Here is a 19158-nt window from a genome sequence, read left to right on the forward strand (position 1 = left end):
TGCGTGGCTTTGCCCACGCTTCACCTGCTTATCTTTTCTTGCCGCAGGTTTTTGTCGGAAAACCGTGGAACACTTTTTCCGAGACCTGCTAGCCGGTCGGCTGCGAGCATCAATGCCAGGCAGATCAAGCCGAGCAGCAGAGCGAGGCCTGCAGCGTCCGCCGTGCGATAGCTGCCCAGCCGCTGGAAGAGCAGGTAGGGCAGGGTCTGGACGGCGTCGCTGCCGAAAAGTGCGATGACGCCGAGATCACCGAGCGATAGTGCCATGGCGAAGGCGAAGGCGGTGGCAAGCGGCCGCCGCAGCACCGGCAGTTCCACCAGTCTCAGACGGTTCCAACCGGACAGGCCGAGCTGCGCGCATAGCTTTTCGTGACGCGCGCTCGCTGCGTCATGGGCGGGCCGGATGGCGCGCAGCGCGAAAGGCATCGCCATCACGGCGTTGACGGCCACGACCATGACCGGCGCGAACAGGAAGACGTCGCCGGCATGGCGCAGCAGAATGAACCAGCCGGCGCCGACGACGATCGGCGGGACAACCAGAACGAAGCCGGCGCCGGTGCCGGTCAGGAGCTCGAACAGGGAAGGGGCGCCTCCGTGACGGCGCAGTTGCAGCGCCCGTCGCGATGCCGTGAGCGCATAGGAGAGTGCGACCGAGAGAAGCGCTGCGAAGAAGGCGAGAACGAGGCTGGTGATCACGGCTCCGTGGACCGCCGGCTCCATGGCGAGACGGGCGAGGTCGGCGCGCAGGCCGGAGGCGACCGTCGCGGCCATGGGCCCGACGACGAAGAGTGTCGCAAGGAGGATCAGAGTCGCATTGAGCGCGGCTTCGCCGCGCCCGGGGCTCAGGAAACGACGCCTTGTCACCGTCATGTTCACCTCGCCCGTCACATCCGTGCCGAGCCGGGCGAGAAGGGCGACGACGGCCACTGTCAGCACTATCTGCAGAAAGGTCAGCGCCACGGCCCGCGCCGGATCGAAGTCGAAACGCAGGGTTTGATAGATCGCCACCTCCAGCGTCGTTGCGCGGGGACCTCCGCCGAGCGTGAGCACCAATGTGAAGGAAGTGATGCAGAGCATGAAGACAAGACCGGCGACACCGGGCAGGGTGGCGCGCAATGCCGGCCACTCGATCAGCCGGAAACTGGGGCGCGCGCCCATGCCGAGCTGGCTCGCCAGACGCCAGTGGTCGGCCGGGACCGCGTTCAGGGCCTCCAGGAAAAGCCGCGTGGCGAGCGGCAGGTTGAAGAAGACATGCGCGACGAGGATGCCGGAAATTCCGTAGATGCCCGGCCAATCCCCGCTCCCGAAGATCGACAGCAGGCCGGCAAAATAGCCGGCGCGACCAAGAAGGGCGAGGATGCCCAACGCAGCCACGATCGCCGGCAGGCCGAGAGGCACGGCAAACAGGCCGATGAGCCACCGTCTGCCGGGAAAATCGGGATGCCGCGAAAGCGCGCGGGCGACGAACAGGGCCGGCACGACGGAGAGCACCGTGGAGAGCAGCGCCTGCCACAGAGTGAAGCGGGCAACCCGCAAAAGATAAGGATCGAAAGCCGCGACGGCTCCCGACAAGTCGCCCGCGCCTTGCAGGATCAGTCCAGCGAAGGCGCCGCCGATCAGAAGGCCGATGGCGCCGAGCGCCACGCCACCGGCAAGGATGCGCGTATCGGCCTGCATCACGGGATGAATCCCCGCTCTACGTTGCCCCCCTCTGTCCTGCCGGACATTTCCCCCACGAGGGGGGAGATCGGCTGACATCCAGCTTTTCGCCAAGCTTGGCGAAAGCCCAATCTCCGCTCTTGAGGGCTACCGAGTTCACACTTCTCGGGCGGCAGGGAAGGGATCGGATGATGGCTGCTGTCACTACCGTTTGGCCACTTCGTTCTGCACCGTTGGGTGGGTTTCCGAGACGTAACGGAATGGATCCTCGGGTCACGTCGCCATCGCTTCGCTCGGCGCCGGCCCGAGGATGACGAAGCCTCTATGGCGACGCCAATCCCCAACGTCGGCGATTTGCGGCCGGCCTTCAACGCAGTCGTCATTCTCGGGCGGGAGCCCGCGCCAGCGGGCGAGCTGACCCGAGGATCCATTCCGTTCCATTGCGGCCGGCCGCCCGGCGGTGCAGAACGAGGCAGCCAAACGCAAGTGACAGGGGCCACCGTCCGTACCGTCCAAGATGTGTGAATGTCGTAGCCCTCACAAGGGGGAGATCGGCAGGCATCCGGTTTCTCGCCAAGCTGGATGAAGGCGCAATCTCCCCTCTTGAGAAGGAGATGTCCGGCAGGACAGGGGGAGGTGTCGGGACGAAAGCACGTTGGAGACGAATTCTACCTGCTCATCGCCGCTAGCCATTCGTCGATCCAGGCCTTTCGGTTGCGCGCCACATCGTCAGCATCGATCTGCAGCGTCTTGCTGGGTTGCACCAGCCCGGCGAAGGCTGGATTGAGCGGCTTTTCGAGCTTGCCGGCCGGCAGCATCCAGTTGGTTTCAGGAATTACGTCCTGGAAAGCGGGGCCGGTCATGAAGGCGAGGAAGCGCTGAGACAGTGGATTTTTCGCCCCCGTCCTGGTCATGCCCGCCACCTCGACCTGCAGGTAGTGGCCCTCGGCGAAGGATGCCGCGCGGTAGCGGTCGCTGCCGTCCGCGATGATGTGGTAGGCGGGCGAGGTCGTATAGGAAAGCACCATCGGCGCCTCGCCATTGGTGAACAGCCCATATGCCTCGCTCCAGCCGGGCGTCACGGTCAGCACACGTTCGCGCAGTTTGCTCCAGGCCTCGGCGGATTTGTCGCCATAGACCGACTTCATCCAGAGCAGCAGGCCGAGGCCGGGGGTCGAGGTGCGCGGATCCTGGATGACGATCTTCTGCACGGGATCGCCCTCTACCAGCTCCTTGAGGCTAGCGGGCGGATTGGCGACCTTCTGGCTGTCGTAGATGACGGCGAAATAGCCATAGTCGAAGGGCACGAACATGTCGTCCTGCCAGCCGCCTGGCACCACGACATTCCCGAGGTCGATATCGTGCGGGGCAAACAGGCCGGTGGCCCGGGCCTCGGAGGTGAGGTTGGTGTCCAGGCCGAGCACGAGATCGGCCCTGGTCGCTTCGCCTTCGAGCCGCACGCGGTTGAGCAACGCCACGCCGTCGGCGGCCGAGACGAATTGCAGGTCGCAGCCACATTCCGCCTCGAAGGCTTTCTCCACCTTGGGGCCGGGCCCCCATTCGGCGGTGAAGCTCTCATAGGTGTAGACGGTGAGCTTGCCCTCGGCGGCCGCGGTGCCGGCAAGCGGCAGCAGCGCTGCGGCGAGCAGAGACAGGAACTTCACGCGCATCGGCGCCTCCATGGTGTCGAAGCGGATCGAGGCGTCGTTGTCGCGTACGCATCTAATCCCTCCGCCGGTACAAGCCGGATCAGGTTCGGCGGGTTGGCGGGCCTCTGACCCTAGCCTCTCAGCCGGCCCGCGATCCGCGGCCGGCACCCCGTTAGAGCGCCTAGACACATAGAGCCGGTGATGAGCGAGAGCAAGCGGCGGGGTGAATGATGAATGGTGAAATGGTGAATGGAAAGGGTTCGGGCGGTGCCCGACCATTCACCATTCACCGCCCGTCACGCCTTCCCCTTTTCCCTCGCCCCTGATAGAGGGCGGCATCATGAGCCGCTTCACCATCCTGCTCGGGGGGGATCTCGTCCGCACGCCACGCCTTGCCTCGCAGGCGGCCGGCACGCGTGTCATCGCGGCGGATTCCGGCATCAGGCACGCCGATACGCTTGGTATCGCCCCGGAACTCTGGGTGGGCGACTTCGATTCCGTCTCCGAGGCGATGGCCGCAACTTATCCGGAGACGCCCCGCGAGGTCTTCCCGGTCATTAAGGACAAGACCGACGGCGAACTGGCCGTCGAAGCCGCGCTCGCGCGCGGCGCGACGTCGCTGCTGCTGGGAGGCGCTTTCGGCGGCCCTCGTGCCGATCACGCGCATCTGCACCTGACGCTCGCCCTGCGTCTTGCCGAAGCGGGGATCAAGGTCACGCTCACCAGCGGTCTGCAGGAAGGCCGTGCGCTGCTGCCGGGATGGTCGCGCTTCGACTATCATCCCGGCACGCTGTTCAGCATCCTGGCCTTCAGCGACCTGACCGGTCTCAGCGTGACCGGCGCGCGCTGGCCGCTCGACCGCGTCACCGTGCCTTTCGGCTCGTCCCTCACCATTTCCAACGAGGTCACCCGGGAGTTGGCGATCGAGCTCGGCTCGGGCCGGGCTCTCGTACTCGCCCACCCCTATCCAGACCGGTCCCTTTTCTAGATCAACATGGCGCCACCACTCCTTCGTCTCGACCGAATCAAGCTGACCTTCGGCGGCACGCCGCTGCTGGACGGCGCCGCGCTGTCGGCTTCGGCGGGCGACAAAATCGCTCTGGTCGGGCGCAACGGCTCGGGCAAGTCGACTTTGCTCAAGATCGCCGCCGGGATGGTCGAACCGCAGGACGGCGAGGTCTTCCGTCAGCCCACGGCGACGGTTCGCTACCTTCCCCAGACCCCGGACATGGACGGCTTCGCGACGGTCCGCGCCTATGTCGAGGCAGGGCTGGGGCCAGCCGACGACCTGCATCGCGTCACCTATCTGCTCGACCATCTCGGCCTCACCGGCGACGAGCGGCCGGACGATCTTTCAGGCGGCGAGGCGCGCCGGGCGGCACTTGCCAAGGTGATGGCGCCGGAGCCCGACATATTGCTGCTCGACGAGCCCACCAACCATCTCGACCTGCAAGTGATCGAATGGCTGGAAGACGAACTCGTCCGCTCTTCCTCCGCCCTCGTCGTCATCTCGCATGACAGGCGCTTTCTGGAGCGCGTGTCGCGGGCGACCGTATGGCTGGACCGTGGGCAGACGCGCCGGCTCGACAAGGGCTTCGGCCATTTCGAGGAATGGCGCGACACGATCCTCGAGGAGGAGGAGCGCGAGCAGCACAAGCTTGGTCGGCAGATCGTGCGGGAGGAGCATTGGCTGCGTTACGGCGTTACGGCGCGGCGCAAGCGCAACATGCGCCGGCTCGGCGAATTGCAGGCCATGCGACAGCGGTTCCGCACCCATCGCGGGCCGGAGGGGCTCGCCAACATGGTGGCGAGCGAGGCAGCCGAATCCGGCAAGCTCGTCATCGAGGCGAAGAACATCACCAAGAGTTTCGGCGATCTCGTCGTGGTGCGGGATTTCTCGACACGAATCCAGCGCGGCGACCGCGTCGGCCTGGTCGGCCCGAATGGGGCGGGCAAGACCACGCTGCTCAAGATGCTGACGGGCGTGCTGGCACCCGATAGTGGCATGGTACGGCTCGGCACCAATCTGGAGATCGCGACGCTCGACCAGAAGCGCGAGGCCGTCGACCCCGAGGAGACCCTGGCGCATTATCTCACCGACGGCCGCGGCGAGACCGTCGTGGTGAATGGCGAGGAACGCCACGTCGTCTCCTGGATGAAGGACTTCCTGTTCAAGCCGGAGCAGGCGCGCACGCCGGTGCGCGAGCTCTCCGGCGGCGAGCGTGCCCGCCTGATCCTGGCGCGCGTCCTGGCGCGGCCGGCCAACCTGTTGGTGCTCGACGAGCCGACCAACGATCTCGACATGGAGACGCTGGAGCTCTTGCAGGAACTGGTCGCTGGTTATCCCGGCACGGTGATCCTGGTCAGCCACGACCGTGACTTTCTCGACCGGACGGTCACCAGCACCATCGCTCCCGACGGCAACGGCCGCTGGATCGAATATGCCGGCGGCTACAGCGACATGCTCGCCCAGCGCGGCGGGACGAGACTCGACGACCGCAAGGCCGCGCGCGGGAAAGCCGCCGCTGGCATCGCGCCGACCGCGCCCAAGGACGAGCCTGCCAGGGGCCCGGCCAGGAAACTCTCCTACAAGCAGAAATTCGCGCTGGAAACCCTGCCGAAGAAAATGGAGGAGGCTTCCGCGACGATCGCTAAGCTCGAAGCCAAGCTCGCCGATCCTGCTCTCTTTACGAAGGACCCCGATGCATTCAATAAGACAGCGGCCATCCTCGACAAGGAACGGGCCGCGCTAAGCGCCATGGAAGAAGAATGGCTGGAACTCGAAATGCTGCGCGAGGCGATCGAGGGGACCTAGACCATCTCCGTTACCACGCGTCACACCAGGCAATCAGTCCAGCTTCACGCCTTCCTGACGGCGAGCCGCGCGGCCAGTGCTTCCATGCGATCGGCCAAGCCGCTCAGCGCGCCGGTAAGCGCCTGGTCGTTCTTGTCGGCCTTGATGAGGGCGTCGTCGCGTGTCTTGCGGAGCGTGACGATCTCGGTCTCCATGCCCTTCATGCGCTTCTGCAGTTCGGACAACTCGTCCATCACCATGATGCCGGCCATAACGGTCAGGCGCTGGTCGCCGATCTCGCCGAAGGAATCCTTGAGATGCGAGACGTAGCGGTCGAAGTTCTGGGCAAGCCCCATTAGGTGCTCTTCCTGGCCTTCGTCGCAGGCCATCCGATACTGCTTGCCGTCGATGGTCACCGTTACTTGCGGCATGGCGTCACCTGTCGAGCACCGCGCGGATCGTCTCCATGGCCGTCACGAGACGCCGCGAGACTTCCTTGTTGGCTTCCTCCAGCCGTTCGGCGCGCGCCTCGGAATTGTCGAGCTCCTGCGCCAAGCGCGAGCGGTCGGCGTTCATGCGCTGCACTTCGGCCTCGGCTTCGGCATAGTCCTGATCCTGATCCAGGCGCAGTGCAACGGCATTCTCCAGGGCCTCGATCGCCTTGCCGAGCCGTCCAATGACCTCCCTGAGTGTCGCTTCTCCGGTCATGGCTCCCGTTCCAAGCCCGCCCAGCTTTTCGAATCGCACGCGTTCCAACGCGTTAACGGCAAAAGTTTAGGCGTGGCACGAAGCGGGCGTCAATAAACCCAAGGCAGCTATCCCCTCCTTAGTGCTGAACAGTCAGATGGTGCGTGGCCGAAGTCCCCGCTTACGAGGCATTTCACCATTCACAAGACCCGCCCGTTTGTTGACTCCGCGCGACCAACTGCTATGTGTCCCCAGCCTTTGCGAGCGGCAGGCGAATGCCCCCTAAACCCAGGATCTGCGAGCGATCATGAGCAACCGCGAAAAACACGACCGGATGGCGAATGCCATTCGTTTCCTCTCCATGGATGCCGTCGAGAAGGCCAATTCCGGCCATCCCGGCCTGCCGATGGGGGCGGCCGACGTCGCCACGGTGCTGTTCACGCGTTTCCTCAAATACGATCCGAAGAACCCTCACTGGCCCGACCGCGACCGCTTCGTGCTGTCGGCCGGGCACGGTTCGATGCTGCTCTATTCGCTGCTCTACCTGACCGGCTACGAGGATATCACGATCGACGAGATCAAGAATTTCCGCCAGCTCGGCTCGCGCACGGCCGGCCATCCCGAATACGGCCATGCCGGCGGCATCGAGACGACGACCGGGCCGCTCGGCCAGGGGCTGGCGAATTCGGTCGGCATGGCGCTTGCCGAACGCATCCTCAACGCCACGTTCGGCGACGACCTCGTCGACCACCACACCTATGTGCTGGCAGGTGACGGCTGTCTCATGGAAGGCATCTCCCAGGAAGCGATCGCGCTGGCCGGCCATCTCAAGCTCTCGAAGCTGACGGTGATCTGGGATAACAACAACATCTCGATCGACGGGCCCGTGTCGCTTTCCGACTCCACCGATCAATTGATGCGTTTCGAAGCTTCCGGCTGGAAGACCATCGCCTGCGACGGCCATGACCCGGAAGCCATCGCCGATGCGCTGGAGGTGGCGCGCAACTCCGACCGCCCGACGCTGATCGCGGCCAAGACGACCATCGGTTTCGGCGCGCCCACCAAGGCAGGCACCAACAAGGCGCATGGCTCGCCGCTCGGCGCCGAGGAGATCGCCGGCGCGCGCAAGGCGCTCGGCTGGGATGCGAAGCCCTTCGAGGTGCCGTCCGACATCCTGGACGCCTGGCGGCTCGCCGGCTTGAATGCCGGGAAGCATCGCGCTGCCTGGGAGAAGCGTCTGGCCGACGCCGGTGCCGAACTGCGGGCCGAGTTCGAGCGGCGCATGCGCGGCGAATTGCCAGGCAACTTCGACCAGGCGATCTCCGACTACAAGAAGAAGCTTGCCGAGGACAAGCCGAAGGTCGCCACCCGCAAATCGTCGGAGATGGCTCTCGAGGTGATCAACGGCATCGTGCCTGAGACGATCGGCGGCTCGGCCGATCTCACCGGCTCCAACAACACCAAGACGACCCAGACCAAGCCAATCGCGGCGGGCGAATACGGGAATCGTTACGTCTATTACGGCATCCGCGAGCACGGCATGGCGGCGGCCATGAACGGCATGACGCTACATGGCGGCATCATCCCCTATGGCGGGACCTTCCTGTGCTTCTCCGACTATGCAAGGCCGGCCATGCGGCTCGCCTCGCTCATGGGCATCCGCTCGATCTTCGTCATGACCCACGACTCCATCGGTCTGGGCGAAGACGGTCCGACGCACCAGCCGGTCGAGCATCTGGCCGCATTGCGCGCCATCCCGAACCACATCGTGTTCCGCCCCGCCGACGCGATGGAGGCGGCGGAATGCTGGCAGATCGCGCTCGAAACCCGGAACACGCCTTCGACGCTGGCGCTGACGCGCCAGAACCTGCCGGCGCTGCGCACCGACTATACGGAAGAGAATCTGTGCCGTTACGGTGCCTATGAACTGGCGCGGGCCGACGGCGAGGCGGTCGTCACCATCTTTGCAACCGGCTCGGAAGTCGAGATCGCGCTCGCCGCGCGCACGGCCCTCCAGGCGCACGGCCATCCGACGCGCGTCGTTTCGGTTCCTGCCTTCGAGCTGTTCGAGGAGCAGAGCGCCGGCTACAAGGCCGCCATCATCGGCGACGCGCCGGTCCGCGTCGCGATCGAAGCCGGTCTGCGCCAGGGCTGGGATCGTTTCATCGGCACAGACGGCATCTTCATCGGCATGACCGGCTTCGGCGCGAGCGCCCCGATCGAGCAGCTCTATCCGCATTTCGGCATCACGGCCGAGGCGACGGTGAAGGCTGTCGAGGCGCGGCTGCACGCGAAGGCGTAAGCCCAACGGACTGGATGGACGCGCCGACGATTGAGGTTGGCCTGGATGTACCGACATTCAGGCCCTCTGGCATGACCCAAGCTGCGTCGTTTTAGCATCTTTTCGGTCTGAACCGATTTGAGCGGAGCGGGCGTCTGGATTCTTCCGGCGCCCGCCGCTAAGAAGCGGCGGGCGCCGCCCTTATTGCTTCAAGCTCCCCGGGAGAATGTCATGACCGTCAGAGTTGCCATCAACGGATTTGGCCGTATCGGCCGCAATATCGTCCGCGCGATCTATGAATCCGGCCGCAAGGACATCGACGTGGTGGCCGTCAACGATCTAGGCCCGGTTGAGACCAACGCCCACCTGCTGCGCTTCGACAGCGTGCACGGCAAGTTCCCTCGCGAGGTCGAGGTCAACGGTGACCAGATTTCCATCGGGACCGACAAGTTCAAGGTGACGGCGATCAAGGATCCCGCGCAGCTTCCGTGGAAGGAATTGGGCGTCGACATCGCTCTGGAATGCACCGGCATCTTCACCGCGCGCGAGAAAGCGGCCGCCCATCTGACGGCCGGCGCCAAGCGCGTCATCGTCTCGGCCCCGTCCGAGGGCGCCGACTTGACCGTGGTCTACGGCATCAACCATGACAAGCTGAACAAGGACCACGTCGTCATCTCCAACGCGTCCTGCACCACCAACTGCCTGGCGCCGCTCGCTGCCGTCCTTCATGAGACGGTCGGCATCGAGAAGGGAATGATGACCACCATCCATTCCTACACGGGCGACCAGCCTACCCTCGACACGATGCACAAGGATCTCTACCGTGCCCGTGCCGCGGCAGTCTCGCAGATCCCGACCTCTACGGGCGCGGCCAAGGCGATCGGCCTCGTCCTGCCGGAACTCAAGGGCAAGCTCGACGGCGTTTCGATCCGCGTGCCGACGCCGAACGTCTCCTGCGTCGACCTGAAGTTCGTGGCGAGCCGCAACACGAGCGCCCAGGAGATCAACGAAGCGCTGATCGCCGCCTCCAAGGGCAAGCTCAAGGGTGTTCTCGCCGTCACCCATCACCCGAACGTCTCGATCGACTTCAACCACGATCCGCATTCCTCGACCGTGGCGCTCGACCAGACCAAGGTGATGGACGGCAATTTCGTCTCGGTGCTGGCCTGGTACGACAACGAGTGGGGCTTCTCCAATCGTATGGGCGACACCGCCGTCGCTTTCGGCAAGACGTTCGCCTGATACGGTCCAGCGACCGAAGCGTCGTGCGTCTGTTTGCACGGACGAAGCCGCGCCAAGAATAAACCTCGGTCGCCGGCCTGCGGCCGAGGTTTGTTTTTCAGTCGGGATATAGCGAGCCAAAGCTTGCCTTTTCGACTTGAAGGCCCTCCTTCTCATGCACTGATGTGGGGGGACCATGAATCGTCGCAGCAGGGACAAGGGCGGCAGCCGTCGGATGTTTCGATCCGCTTGAGTCGCCCTCTTCGCCCGAGCTGCAAGGCGTTCCGCGCCCGAACGGAGGCGCGGATTTCAGTTGTCTACTGCATGTTCAGAAGCCGCTCGAGATAGCTGCGCTCAAGTTCGGGGCTCAGCGCATCGCCGAGCCGCTCGCGAATGGCATCGAGGATGCGGCGGGCGCGCTGTACGTCGATTTCGTCGGGGACCTGGACGGAGTCGCCGAGATCGGGCCCTGTCGTGGCGCGCGGCCGGCCGAGTGGATCGCGGTCGGAACTTTGCTGGCGGCCGCCCTCCTGCCCATCGCCCTGGTCGCCCTGCATGGCCTGCTGCATCTGCTGCATCATGTCCTGGGCGCCGCGGCGCAATGCTTCGAGCGCGCGGCCCTGCTCGCCCGTGGCGCGCTCGCTTTCGCCCTCTCCCAAGGCGCCCTCGGCTTCGCCCATGGCCTCTCCGGCGTCGCCGAATCCTTCGTTAGGCTGGATACCCAGGCCTTCCAGGCCTTTCATCAGGGACTCGAGGTCGCCTTTCAGCTTGCCTTGGCCTTCCTGGAGCTGCTTCAGAGCCTCGGCGAACTCCTCCGGTGTCATGCCGCCCCGGCCTTGCTGGCCCTCTTGCCCGCGCTCGCCCTCCTGTCCAGGCTGGCGCTGGCCGTCCTGGCCACGCTGCTGCTGGCCCCTCTGCATCTGGTCCATGCGGAAGGTCTCGTTCATCATCTCCTGCTGGCGACGCATGATCTGGCCGAGCTCGTCCATGCGCTGGCGCATCTCGCTGTTCTGCTGGCCGTTCTGGCCACGCTGCTGGCGTCCGGCCTGGAGATTGTTCATCATGTTCTGGAGCTGCGACAGGAGTTCCTGCGCCTTGTCGCGGCTGCCCGACTTGGCAAAATCCTCGATCTGGTCGAGCATGCGATCGATGTCGCTCTGGCGCAGTTCCTGGCCGGGCTGCGGCATTTGCTCGGCGAGGTTCGGATCACGCTGGGCGCGCTCGGCGAATTCGCGCAGGAATTCGTTCATCGCCTCGCGCAGCTCCTTCATGAGCTTGTCGATCTCCTCCTCGCTGGCCCCGTTCTCCAGCGCCTGCTTCAAGGCTTCCTGGGCCTGCTGCAGCCGCTTTTCCGCAGCGGACAGATCGCCGTCTTCGATGCCGAGCGCGATCTCCCACAGATAGTCGGCCACGCCCCGCAGATCGTCGTCGGTCGAGGCCATTTTCAGCCGCGTCATGGCGCTCACGAGCGCCAGATAATGCGACATGTTCTTGATCGTGTCTTCCGGGCGCAGCGTGATGGCATCCAGGAGCTGCAGCACCTGAGGCTTCTGGTTGGCGTCGAGCGCAAGAATACGGCGCTGCTCGACGACGGCTCGGGCGAGCGGGTTGGTGAAAGGCCGTTCCGGCAGAACGAAGCTCTTGGTTTCGCTCGACCCTTCCTGCCCGGCGGCGTCGGTGGCTTTCAGCGTGACGTTAACGGAGCCGCCGGACCAGACATGCTCGGTCAGATCGCGCGCGCTCTTTGCGGCCGGACCCTTGGCGCCCCGGCGCGGCAGAGAGAGCGGCATTTCGGGCGCCTTGTAAAGCGGCCGGGCGCCTGGCGCCTGCGGCTCGGCCAGCGCGAACTCGGCCTTGGCGGAAGCCGGGCCATAGTCGTCCTCGACCTCGTAGTTCAGCTCGAGCGCTCCGTTGACCGCGCGCTTCGGCTCACCGGCAAAGCGGATCACGGGCGGCTTGTCGGGAAGGACCGAGAAGGTCCAGCTGTCGAGCTCGCCCCCGCCCGATTTCAGGCTGAGCACGCCATCGGTATCGAGCTTCCCTGCGAATTGCTTGGCACCCCCAGTGGCGGGCTGGCTGGCGCCGGCCACAGTCTTCTCCGCGATCTCACGGCTGTTGCCGGCCGCGTCGGTGAAATCGAGAGTTTCCTCGCCGCCGCCACCGGTGACGCGAAGGACGACCTCGCTGTGTTCCGGAACGGTGAAGAGGGCGGATTTCTCGCCTGCGTCGGCAGTGAGCAGGATCGGCGCCCTGCCGGTGTAGGCCGGCGGCGTGACCCAAGCGTCGATACGCGGCGGCACCACGTCCAGCGCGGCATGCGCCCGGAATGCGTCGCCCAGCCTGCCGCCGGCCGGCCCGAAGGAAAAAGCGAAGGCGGTGACGAGCAGCAGCGCCGCCACGGCGCGCAGTCCCCACGGGTCGCGCTCGGGGACGCGGGTCCTCGGCAAATCGCCGCCGACGCCGCCCAGTCGCTCCGCCATGCGTTTCTGGTGTTCGCGCCATAGGGCATCGGCGAAGGGGCCGCCCTTGCCGCTCAACCGGTCACTTTGAGCGGAGACGGGATTATGGATAAGCGCATTCGCCTGCTCGATGCGCCGGTCGATCTCCGCCGCCGTCGGCGCCCGGAAATGACGAAGGAGATAAAGCGCGCCGAGCGCGGCCGCCCCGAAGGCGATCGTAACCGCCAGCCTGAGCGTGTCCGGCATCAGCCGGAAGAGGCCAAGCCAGGAAAGGCTGAGGAACAGGCTGGCGACGACGACGAGGGGCAGGACAAGGGGCCACAGGCGCTCCAGCACGACCGCGGCCCGCGTGACCGTTCTGGTGCGGGCGAGCCGCCCACTGAAGCTGCTGACGTCGCTGAGGCTTCTTCTTTCCGCCATCGACCCTTCCGACGGGCGGCGCGAGCATCGCGCAACCCTATCTCACAAAGCATAGCATCGATCGCGGCGAAGACGAGGCAGCCTAGCAAAAACGTGATCGAAGCTATGTTCGCGACGATATCCGCTCATAGGAGTGAACGGCTCGCCCGTTGCCCGCCAGAAGCTTGGGGGCCTGTTCCTCGAAACCGCGTCGGTTGAGAACCCCGGTCAGGCCATCCCGTCACGCAGGAGCGGATGGGATGGCCGGCTGGCGCAATCAGTCATTTAACCAGTCCGGCAGCGAATCGAGCCCGATCAGATCGTCGTAGCTCGGGCGCGGGCGGACGACATGGAAGCGGTCGCCGTCGACCAGTACCTCCGGAACCAGCAGCCTCGTGTTGTAGGTTCCCGACTGGACCGCGCCGTAGGCGCCGGCGGTGCCGACGGCAATGAGGTCGCCGGGCGAAAGCCGCGGCAGGTCGCGATCGTGGGCGAGATAGTCGCCGGTTTCGCAGACCGGGCCGACGACATCGACTGCCATGCGCGGCGCGTTCGGCACCGGCAGCGTCACCGGCTTCACCTCGTGGAAGGCGTCGTAGAGCGTCGGCCGGATCAGGTCGTTCATGGCCGCGTCGACGACGAGGAAGTTCTTCGCGTCGCCTTCCTTCAGATAGATGACCTCGGATACCAGGATACCGGCATTGCCGACGATCAGGCGGCCGGGCTCGAAGATCACCTTCAGGCCGAGCGGAGTGACGTGCTTCCTCACGATATCGGCATAGGCGTCGGGCAGGGGCGGCGGGTTGTTGTCGGAACGATAGGGGATGCCGAGCCCGCCGCCGAGATCGACATGGCGGATGTCGTGCCCGTCGGCCTTCAGAGTGCCCACCAGTTCGACGAGCAGCGCGAAGGCGTCGTCGAATGGCTGCAGCTCGGTGATCTGGCTGCCGATATGCGTGTCGATGCCGGTCACGCGCAGGCCCGGCAATTCCGCGGCGCGGCGGTAGGCCGCGCGGGCGCGCTGCCAGGCGATGCCGAACTTGTTCTCGGCCTTGCCGGTCGAGATCTTCTTGTGGGTCCTGGCATCGACGTCGGGATTGATGCGCAGCGATATGGGCGCGACCTTGCCGGCTGCGACCGCGCGGGCCGATAGCAATTCGAGCTCCGGCTCCGATTCGACGTTGAAGCAGTGGATGCCGGCGGCGAGCGCGAAATCCATCTCGCGGGCGGTCTTGCCGACGCCGGAGAACATGATTTTCGAGGCCGGGATGCCGGCCGCGAGCGCGCGCCGCAGTTCCCCTTCCGATACGACGTCAGCGCCGGCGCCGAGCCTCGCCAGGGTGCGCAGCACCGCCTGATTGGAATTGGCCTTCAACGCATAGCAGACAAGGGCATCGAGATCGGCGAAAGCCTGCGAGAAGACCTTGTAATGCCTGGTCAGCGTGGCGGTCGAATAGCAGTAGAAGGGTGTGCCGACGGCGGCGGCGATCGCCGGGATGGCAACATCCTCGGCATGGAGCACGCCGTTCCTATAGTCGAAATGATTCACGGGCGGAGCTTCCGAATGGTGAAATCGGCGAATGGAATTGTCTTACCATTCGCCACTTACGGTCAAAGCAATGGGTCGAGGACGAAAGGCCTGTCGGCGACCGGTTTTTTCGGCTCGGGCGGCAGGGGCTGGCCGGCCTTCTCGGCCTCCTCGCGAGCGCGCATGCCCGCCTCGTAGGGCGTGTCGAGCCCCGTCTTACGGCCGCAGGCGGTGACGCCGAGGACGGCGACGAGCATGAAGCCAACGAGTATCCTGTTTGCGGTCATTCGGTATCCGTCCCGATCCAATTCGCTACCCTGTCTAACGGAGAATCTCCGCCAATGCATCCAATATGGTTGCATTCCGGTGCTTGCATCCAATGTGGCTGCGGCGCGCCGGTCAGGCTTTCTTCAGCCGCTTGCGCCAGTAGCGGATCTGTTTCTTCACCTCCTGCGGCGCCGTGCCGCCGAAGGATTTTCGGCTCCTCACCGAATTCTGGACGGAGAGCACCGAATAGACGTCGGCCGTGATCTTGTCGTTCAGTTCCCGGAACTGTTCCAGCGGCAGCTTGTCGAGCCCGGTCTTGGCCGCCTCGGCCAGCGCCACGGCCCGGCCGGTCACGTGATGGGCCTCGCGGAAGGGCAGGCCCGCCTCGCGTACCAGCCAGTCGGCGAGATCGGTCGCGGTGGAATAGCCGGCGCCGGCGGCCTTCTTCATCGCCGCCTCGTTCACCGTCATGTCGGTCACCATGCCGGTCATGGCGGCGATCGCCAGCTCCAGCGTCTCGGCTGCGTCGAAGACGGCTTCCTTGTCCTCTTGCATGTCCTTCGAATAGGAAAGGGCCAAGCCCTTCATGACCGTGAGGAGGCCGATCAGGTGTCCGTTGACGCGTCCGGTCTTGGCACGGATCAGCTCGGCCGCGTCGGGATTCTTCTTTTGCGGCATGATCGAGGAGCCTGTCGAATAGCTGTCCGACAGCCGCACGAAGCCGAATTGCGGCGTCGACCAGATGACGATTTCCTCGGCCAGCCGGGAGAGGTGGGTGGCCGCAATCGCTGCGATCGACAGGAATTCCAACGCGAAGTCGCGGTCGGAGACGCTGTCCAGCGAATTGCGTGTCGGTTCGCGGAAGCCCAGCGCCTTGGCAGTCATATGGCGGTCGATCGGGAAGCCGGTGCCGGCGAGCGCGGCGGCGCCCAGCGGGCTTTCATCCATGCGCTCGATCGCGTCGCGCACTCGGGAGAGGTCGCGGCCGAACATTTCGACATAAGCCATGGCATGATGGCCGAAAGTCACTGGTTGCGCCGCCTGCAGATGGGTGAAACCCGGCATCACGGTTGCGGCATGAGCCTCAGCCTTGTCGAGGAAGGCGGCGATGAGGCCCTTCAGCGCCTCGGCCGTCTTCTGCAGCTCCTCCTTCACCCACAGCCGGAAATCGGCCGCCACCTGGTCGTTTCGCGACCGTGCGGTGTGGAGGCGTCCGGCGGCGGGCCCGATCAGCTCCGCCAGCCGCGCCTCGACATTCATGTGGATGTCCTCGAGCCTGGTGGAGAAACTGAAGGCGCCGTCCTCGATCTCTCGCAAGATCGTGTTCAGCCCGTGAGCGATTTTCTGTTGATCCTCCGCCGAAATGATGCCGGTTGCCGCGAGCATCTCGGAATGGGCGAGGGAGCCTCTGATATCCTGGGCGTAGAGTTTCCTGTCGAAGTCGATCGAGGCGTTGATCGCTTCCATTATCGCGGCCGGCCCCGAGGCAAAACGTCCGCCCCACATCTGGTTACTGGCCTTCTTGTCGTTCATCGTGATAACCCGCGCCACGGAGAAGAGAAATGTCTGACGGCAAAAAACCATTCCCGGCAACACGCCTGATCCTGCTGGCGGCGGCGGCCGGCGCCGTTGCCGGCGCGGTGGCGGTATACGTGAGCCAAACCACTTCTGGCAACAACGCGCCTCAAATCTCGACGGTGGCGGCCACGCCCGACGACGCGGCCTGCGCGGCCAAGGCCGACAAGGCCAAGACGATTGCCGCTGTCGCGGTGGGCGATGTCGCGGCCATGCTTCCAGCCAATCCCCCCCAGTCTCTGAAGAATCTCGCCTTCAACGGACCAGACGGCAATCCGATGACGCTGGGCGATCGCGCCGGCAAGACCGTGCTCGTCAATCTCTGGGCCACCTGGTGCGCGCCCTGCCGCGCCGAGATGCCTGCGCTCGATGCGCTGCAAAAGGAGATGGGCAGCGACAAATTCGAAGTGGTCGCCGTCAATGTCGATACGGGGGATGCCGAAAAGCCGAAGAAGTTCCTGTCGGAGACAGGCGTGGCGGCACTGGCGCAATATCGCGATGCGACCATGGGCATCTTCGAGGATCTGAAGAAACGCGGCCTGGCCCTCGGCCTGCCGGTGACGCTGCTCGTCGACGACCAGGGATGCCTGCTCGCCAATATGAACGGACCGGCGGAATGGGACAGCGCCGACGCGAAAAAGCTGATCGGCGCGGCGCTGGGTGAGTGACGGGTTGCCCGTGTCCTACCTCGTAGGGACCGGATGCTCGCCGCGATAGTCGTAGAAACCGCGGCCGGTCTTGCGCCCGAGCCAGCCGGCCTCGACATATTTCACCAGAAGCGGGCAGGGCCGATACTTCGAATCCGAGAGCCCGTCATGCAGCACCTGCATGATCGAGAGGCAGGTGTCGAGGCCGATGAAATCAGCGAGCTGCAACGGTCCCATCGGGTGGTTGGCGCCGAGACGCATGGCCGTGTCGATGGCTTCGACGGAACCCACGCCCTCATAGAGCGTGTAGATCGCCTCGTTGATCATGGGCAGCAGGATGCGATTGACGATGAAGGCCGGGAAATCCTCGGCGACGGTGATCGTCTTGTCCAGGCTCTGCACGAAGCCCTTGGCGGCCTCGAAGGTGACGTCCTCGGTGGCGATGCCGCGCACCAGCTCGACCAGCTTCATCACCGGCACCGGATTCATGAAGTGAATGCCGATGAAGCGCTCCGGGCGGTCGGTCTGCGCGGCGAGCCGGGTAATCGAGATCGATGACGTGTTCGTAGCCAGCAGTGCTTCGGGATTGAGCAGCGGGCAAAGCTGGGCAAATATCTTGCGCTTGACGGTCTCGTCCTCCGTGGCGGCTTCGATCACCAGATCCGCTTCCGCGAGGTCTTCCATCGAGACCGCAGCCTTGATGCGCGCCAGCGCCTGCTGGCGATGCGCTTCGTCGAGCTTGGCGGAATGGACCTGACGGGCGAGGTTGCCTGATATCGTGGCGATGCCCTTTTCGATCCGTTCGGCCGAAATGTCGTAGAGCAGGACATCATAGCCTGCCAGCGCGCTGACATGCGCGATGCCGCCACCCATCTGGCCCGCGCCGATGATCCCTACCTTCTTGATTGCCTTCGTCATGACACCCAACCCGTCTGGCTGATCAAACTTTACGCCTGACCTGCGTTATTATTGTGCACTGCGAAACTAAAAGGGTGGGGCGACTTCTGTCTACCCCACCCCGGAAATTTTGGCCCTCGCCAAGTAGAAAGTCAAAGCGCCTTTTCAAGCTCCGGCAGGATCTGGAAGAGGTCGCCGACGATGCCGTAATCGGCCACCTGGAAGATCGGCGCCTCCTCGTCCTTGTTGATGGCGACGATGACCTTCGAGTCCTTCATGCCGGCGAGATGCTGAATCGCGCCGGAGATGCCGACCGCGATGTAGAGCTCTGGCGCGACCACCTTGCCGGTCTGGCCGACCTGCCAGTCGTTCGGCGCATAGCCGGCGTCGACCGCGGCGCGGGAAGCACCGACCGCTGCGCCGAGCTTGTCGGCCACCGGCAGGATCACTTCCTCGAACTTCTCCGAGGAGCCGAGCGCGCGTCCGCCCGAGATGATGATCCGGGCCGAAGTCAGTTCCGGACGGTCGCTTTCCGACAGCCTGTTCTCGATGAAGCTCGAGACGCCCGGATTGTCGGCAGCCTTGACGGTCTCGACCGCAGCCGAACCCCCTTCGGGGGCGGCCTGGAAGGAAGCGGTGCGCACCGTGATCACCTTCTTCGGCTCGCTCGTCTGCACCGTCTGGATGGCGTTGCCGGCATAGATCGGACGCTTGAACGTGTCGGGCGAAACCACCTCGATGATTTCCGATACCTGGGCCACGTCGAGCAGCGCGGCGATGCGCGGCGCGACGTTCTTGCCCGACGAGGTGGCCGGCGCGACGATCGTGTCATAGGAGCCGGAAAGCTGCACCGCCAGCGCGGCAAGCGGCTCGGCGAGGCGCTGCTCGAGTTCGTCGGCTTCGGCCAGAAGCACTTTGCGCACGCCCTGGAGCTTGGCGGCCTGGTCGGCGGCGCCCTTGGCGCCCTTGCCGGCGATCAGCACGTCCACGTCGGAAGCGATCTTGAGGGCCGCGGTCAGCGCCTTGGCGGTCTGGTCCGACAGCGAAGCGTTGTCGTGTTCGGCGATGAGGAGAATTGCCATGTTCTGTTCCTTTC

The 19158-nt window shown here is 64.9% G+C and carries 15 protein-coding genes and 1 riboswitch; of the genes, 5 read left to right on the plus strand and 10 right to left on the minus strand.

The features are described 5' to 3' along the window. Window positions 1–20 precede the first annotated feature (20 nt). Both thiP and thiB read right to left on the minus strand, forming a co-directional pair. Complete coding sequence (gene thiP, locus ACCO56_RS24350) at window positions 21–1676, minus strand: thiamine/thiamine pyrophosphate ABC transporter permease (RefSeq protein WP_433643578.1); 1656 nt, start codon at window positions 1674–1676, stop codon at window positions 21–23. Window positions 1677–2326: 650 nt separating this feature from the next. Continuing rightward, the gene (gene thiB / locus ACCO56_RS24355; protein ID WP_433643472.1) at window positions 2327–3328 is read right to left on the minus strand and encodes a thiamine ABC transporter substrate binding subunit; all 1002 of its coding nucleotides are present in this window, start codon (window positions 3326–3328) and stop codon (window positions 2327–2329) included. Between the two features lie 39 nt (window positions 3329–3367). Continuing rightward, a riboswitch (TPP riboswitch) is annotated at window positions 3368–3489 on the minus strand. 158 nt (window positions 3490–3647) lie between these two features. Here thiB and ACCO56_RS24360 point away from each other — a divergent pair. Together ACCO56_RS24360 and ACCO56_RS24365 are read left to right on the plus strand one after the other, a co-directional pair. Next, the gene (locus ACCO56_RS24360; RefSeq protein ID WP_433643473.1) at window positions 3648–4295 is read left to right on the plus strand and encodes a thiamine diphosphokinase; all 648 of its coding nucleotides are present in this window, start codon (window positions 3648–3650) and stop codon (window positions 4293–4295) included. A 6-nt stretch (window positions 4296–4301) separates the two neighbouring features. Continuing rightward, on the plus strand, window positions 4302–6122 hold the full coding sequence (locus ACCO56_RS24365; protein WP_433643474.1) for an ABC-F family ATP-binding cassette domain-containing protein: 1821 nt from the start codon (window positions 4302–4304) through the stop codon (window positions 6120–6122). Between the two features lie 44 nt (window positions 6123–6166). Here the strand turns inward: ACCO56_RS24365 and ACCO56_RS24370 are convergent, their stop codons facing one another. Beyond that, window positions 6167–6532 (minus strand): cell division protein ZapA, encoded by a 366-nt coding sequence (locus tag ACCO56_RS24370; RefSeq protein ID WP_433643475.1) that lies wholly within the window; start codon window positions 6530–6532, stop codon window positions 6167–6169. 4 nt (window positions 6533–6536) lie between these two features. Next, window positions 6537–6809, minus strand: coding sequence for a DUF4164 domain-containing protein (locus ACCO56_RS24375; protein WP_433643476.1), 273 nt, complete (start codon window positions 6807–6809; stop codon window positions 6537–6539). A 274-nt stretch (window positions 6810–7083) separates the two neighbouring features. Between ACCO56_RS24375 and tkt the strand changes: the two genes are divergently transcribed. Both tkt and gap read left to right on the plus strand, forming a co-directional pair. Further along, window positions 7084–9090 carry a transketolase gene (gene tkt / locus ACCO56_RS24380; RefSeq protein WP_433643579.1) on the plus strand — a complete coding sequence of 669 codons (2007 nt, stop codon included), beginning with the start codon at window positions 7084–7086 and terminating at the stop codon, window positions 9088–9090. Window positions 9091–9300: 210 nt separating this feature from the next. Next, entirely contained in the window at window positions 9301–10311 is a 1011-nt protein-coding gene (gap, locus tag ACCO56_RS24385) for a type I glyceraldehyde-3-phosphate dehydrogenase (protein WP_433643477.1), read from the plus strand. A 296-nt stretch (window positions 10312–10607) separates the two neighbouring features. On the opposite strand, the gene ACCO56_RS24390 is transcribed toward gap, so the two are convergent. The 4 genes from ACCO56_RS24390 to argH form a co-directional block, all read right to left on the minus strand. After that, window positions 10608–13169: a TIGR02302 family protein gene (locus ACCO56_RS24390; RefSeq protein WP_433643478.1), complete on the minus strand. Its 2562-nt coding sequence runs from the start codon at window positions 13167–13169 to the stop codon at window positions 10608–10610. Window positions 13170–13425: 256 nt separating this feature from the next. Next, on the minus strand, window positions 13426–14697 hold the full coding sequence (gene lysA / locus ACCO56_RS24395; protein ID WP_433643479.1) for a diaminopimelate decarboxylase: 1272 nt from the start codon (window positions 14695–14697) through the stop codon (window positions 13426–13428). A 62-nt stretch (window positions 14698–14759) separates the two neighbouring features. Further along, on the minus strand, window positions 14760–14963 hold the full coding sequence (locus ACCO56_RS24400) for a hypothetical protein (protein WP_433643480.1): 204 nt from the start codon (window positions 14961–14963) through the stop codon (window positions 14760–14762). 112 nt (window positions 14964–15075) lie between these two features. Then, entirely contained in the window at window positions 15076–16476 is a 1401-nt protein-coding gene (argH, locus tag ACCO56_RS24405) for an argininosuccinate lyase (RefSeq protein ID WP_433643481.1), read from the minus strand. Window positions 16477–16505: 29 nt separating this feature from the next. On the opposite strand from argH, the gene tlpA reads away from it, so the two are divergent. Then, window positions 16506–17186 (plus strand): thiol:disulfide interchange protein TlpA, encoded by a 681-nt coding sequence (gene tlpA, locus ACCO56_RS24410; protein WP_433643482.1) that lies wholly within the window; start codon window positions 16506–16508, stop codon window positions 17184–17186. 15 nt (window positions 17187–17201) lie between these two features. On the opposite strand, the gene ACCO56_RS24415 is transcribed toward tlpA, so the two are convergent. After that, window positions 17202–18083: a 3-hydroxybutyryl-CoA dehydrogenase gene (locus tag ACCO56_RS24415; protein ID WP_433643483.1), complete on the minus strand. Its 882-nt coding sequence runs from the start codon at window positions 18081–18083 to the stop codon at window positions 17202–17204. Between the two features lie 131 nt (window positions 18084–18214). Continuing rightward, entirely contained in the window at window positions 18215–19144 is a 930-nt protein-coding gene (locus tag ACCO56_RS24420) for an electron transfer flavoprotein subunit alpha/FixB family protein (protein WP_433643485.1), read from the minus strand. Window positions 19145–19158: the final 14 nt, after the last annotated feature.

It is taken from the genome of Mesorhizobium sp. 1B3 (assembly GCF_050958605.1).
Lineage (GTDB): Bacteria > Pseudomonadota > Alphaproteobacteria > Rhizobiales > Rhizobiaceae.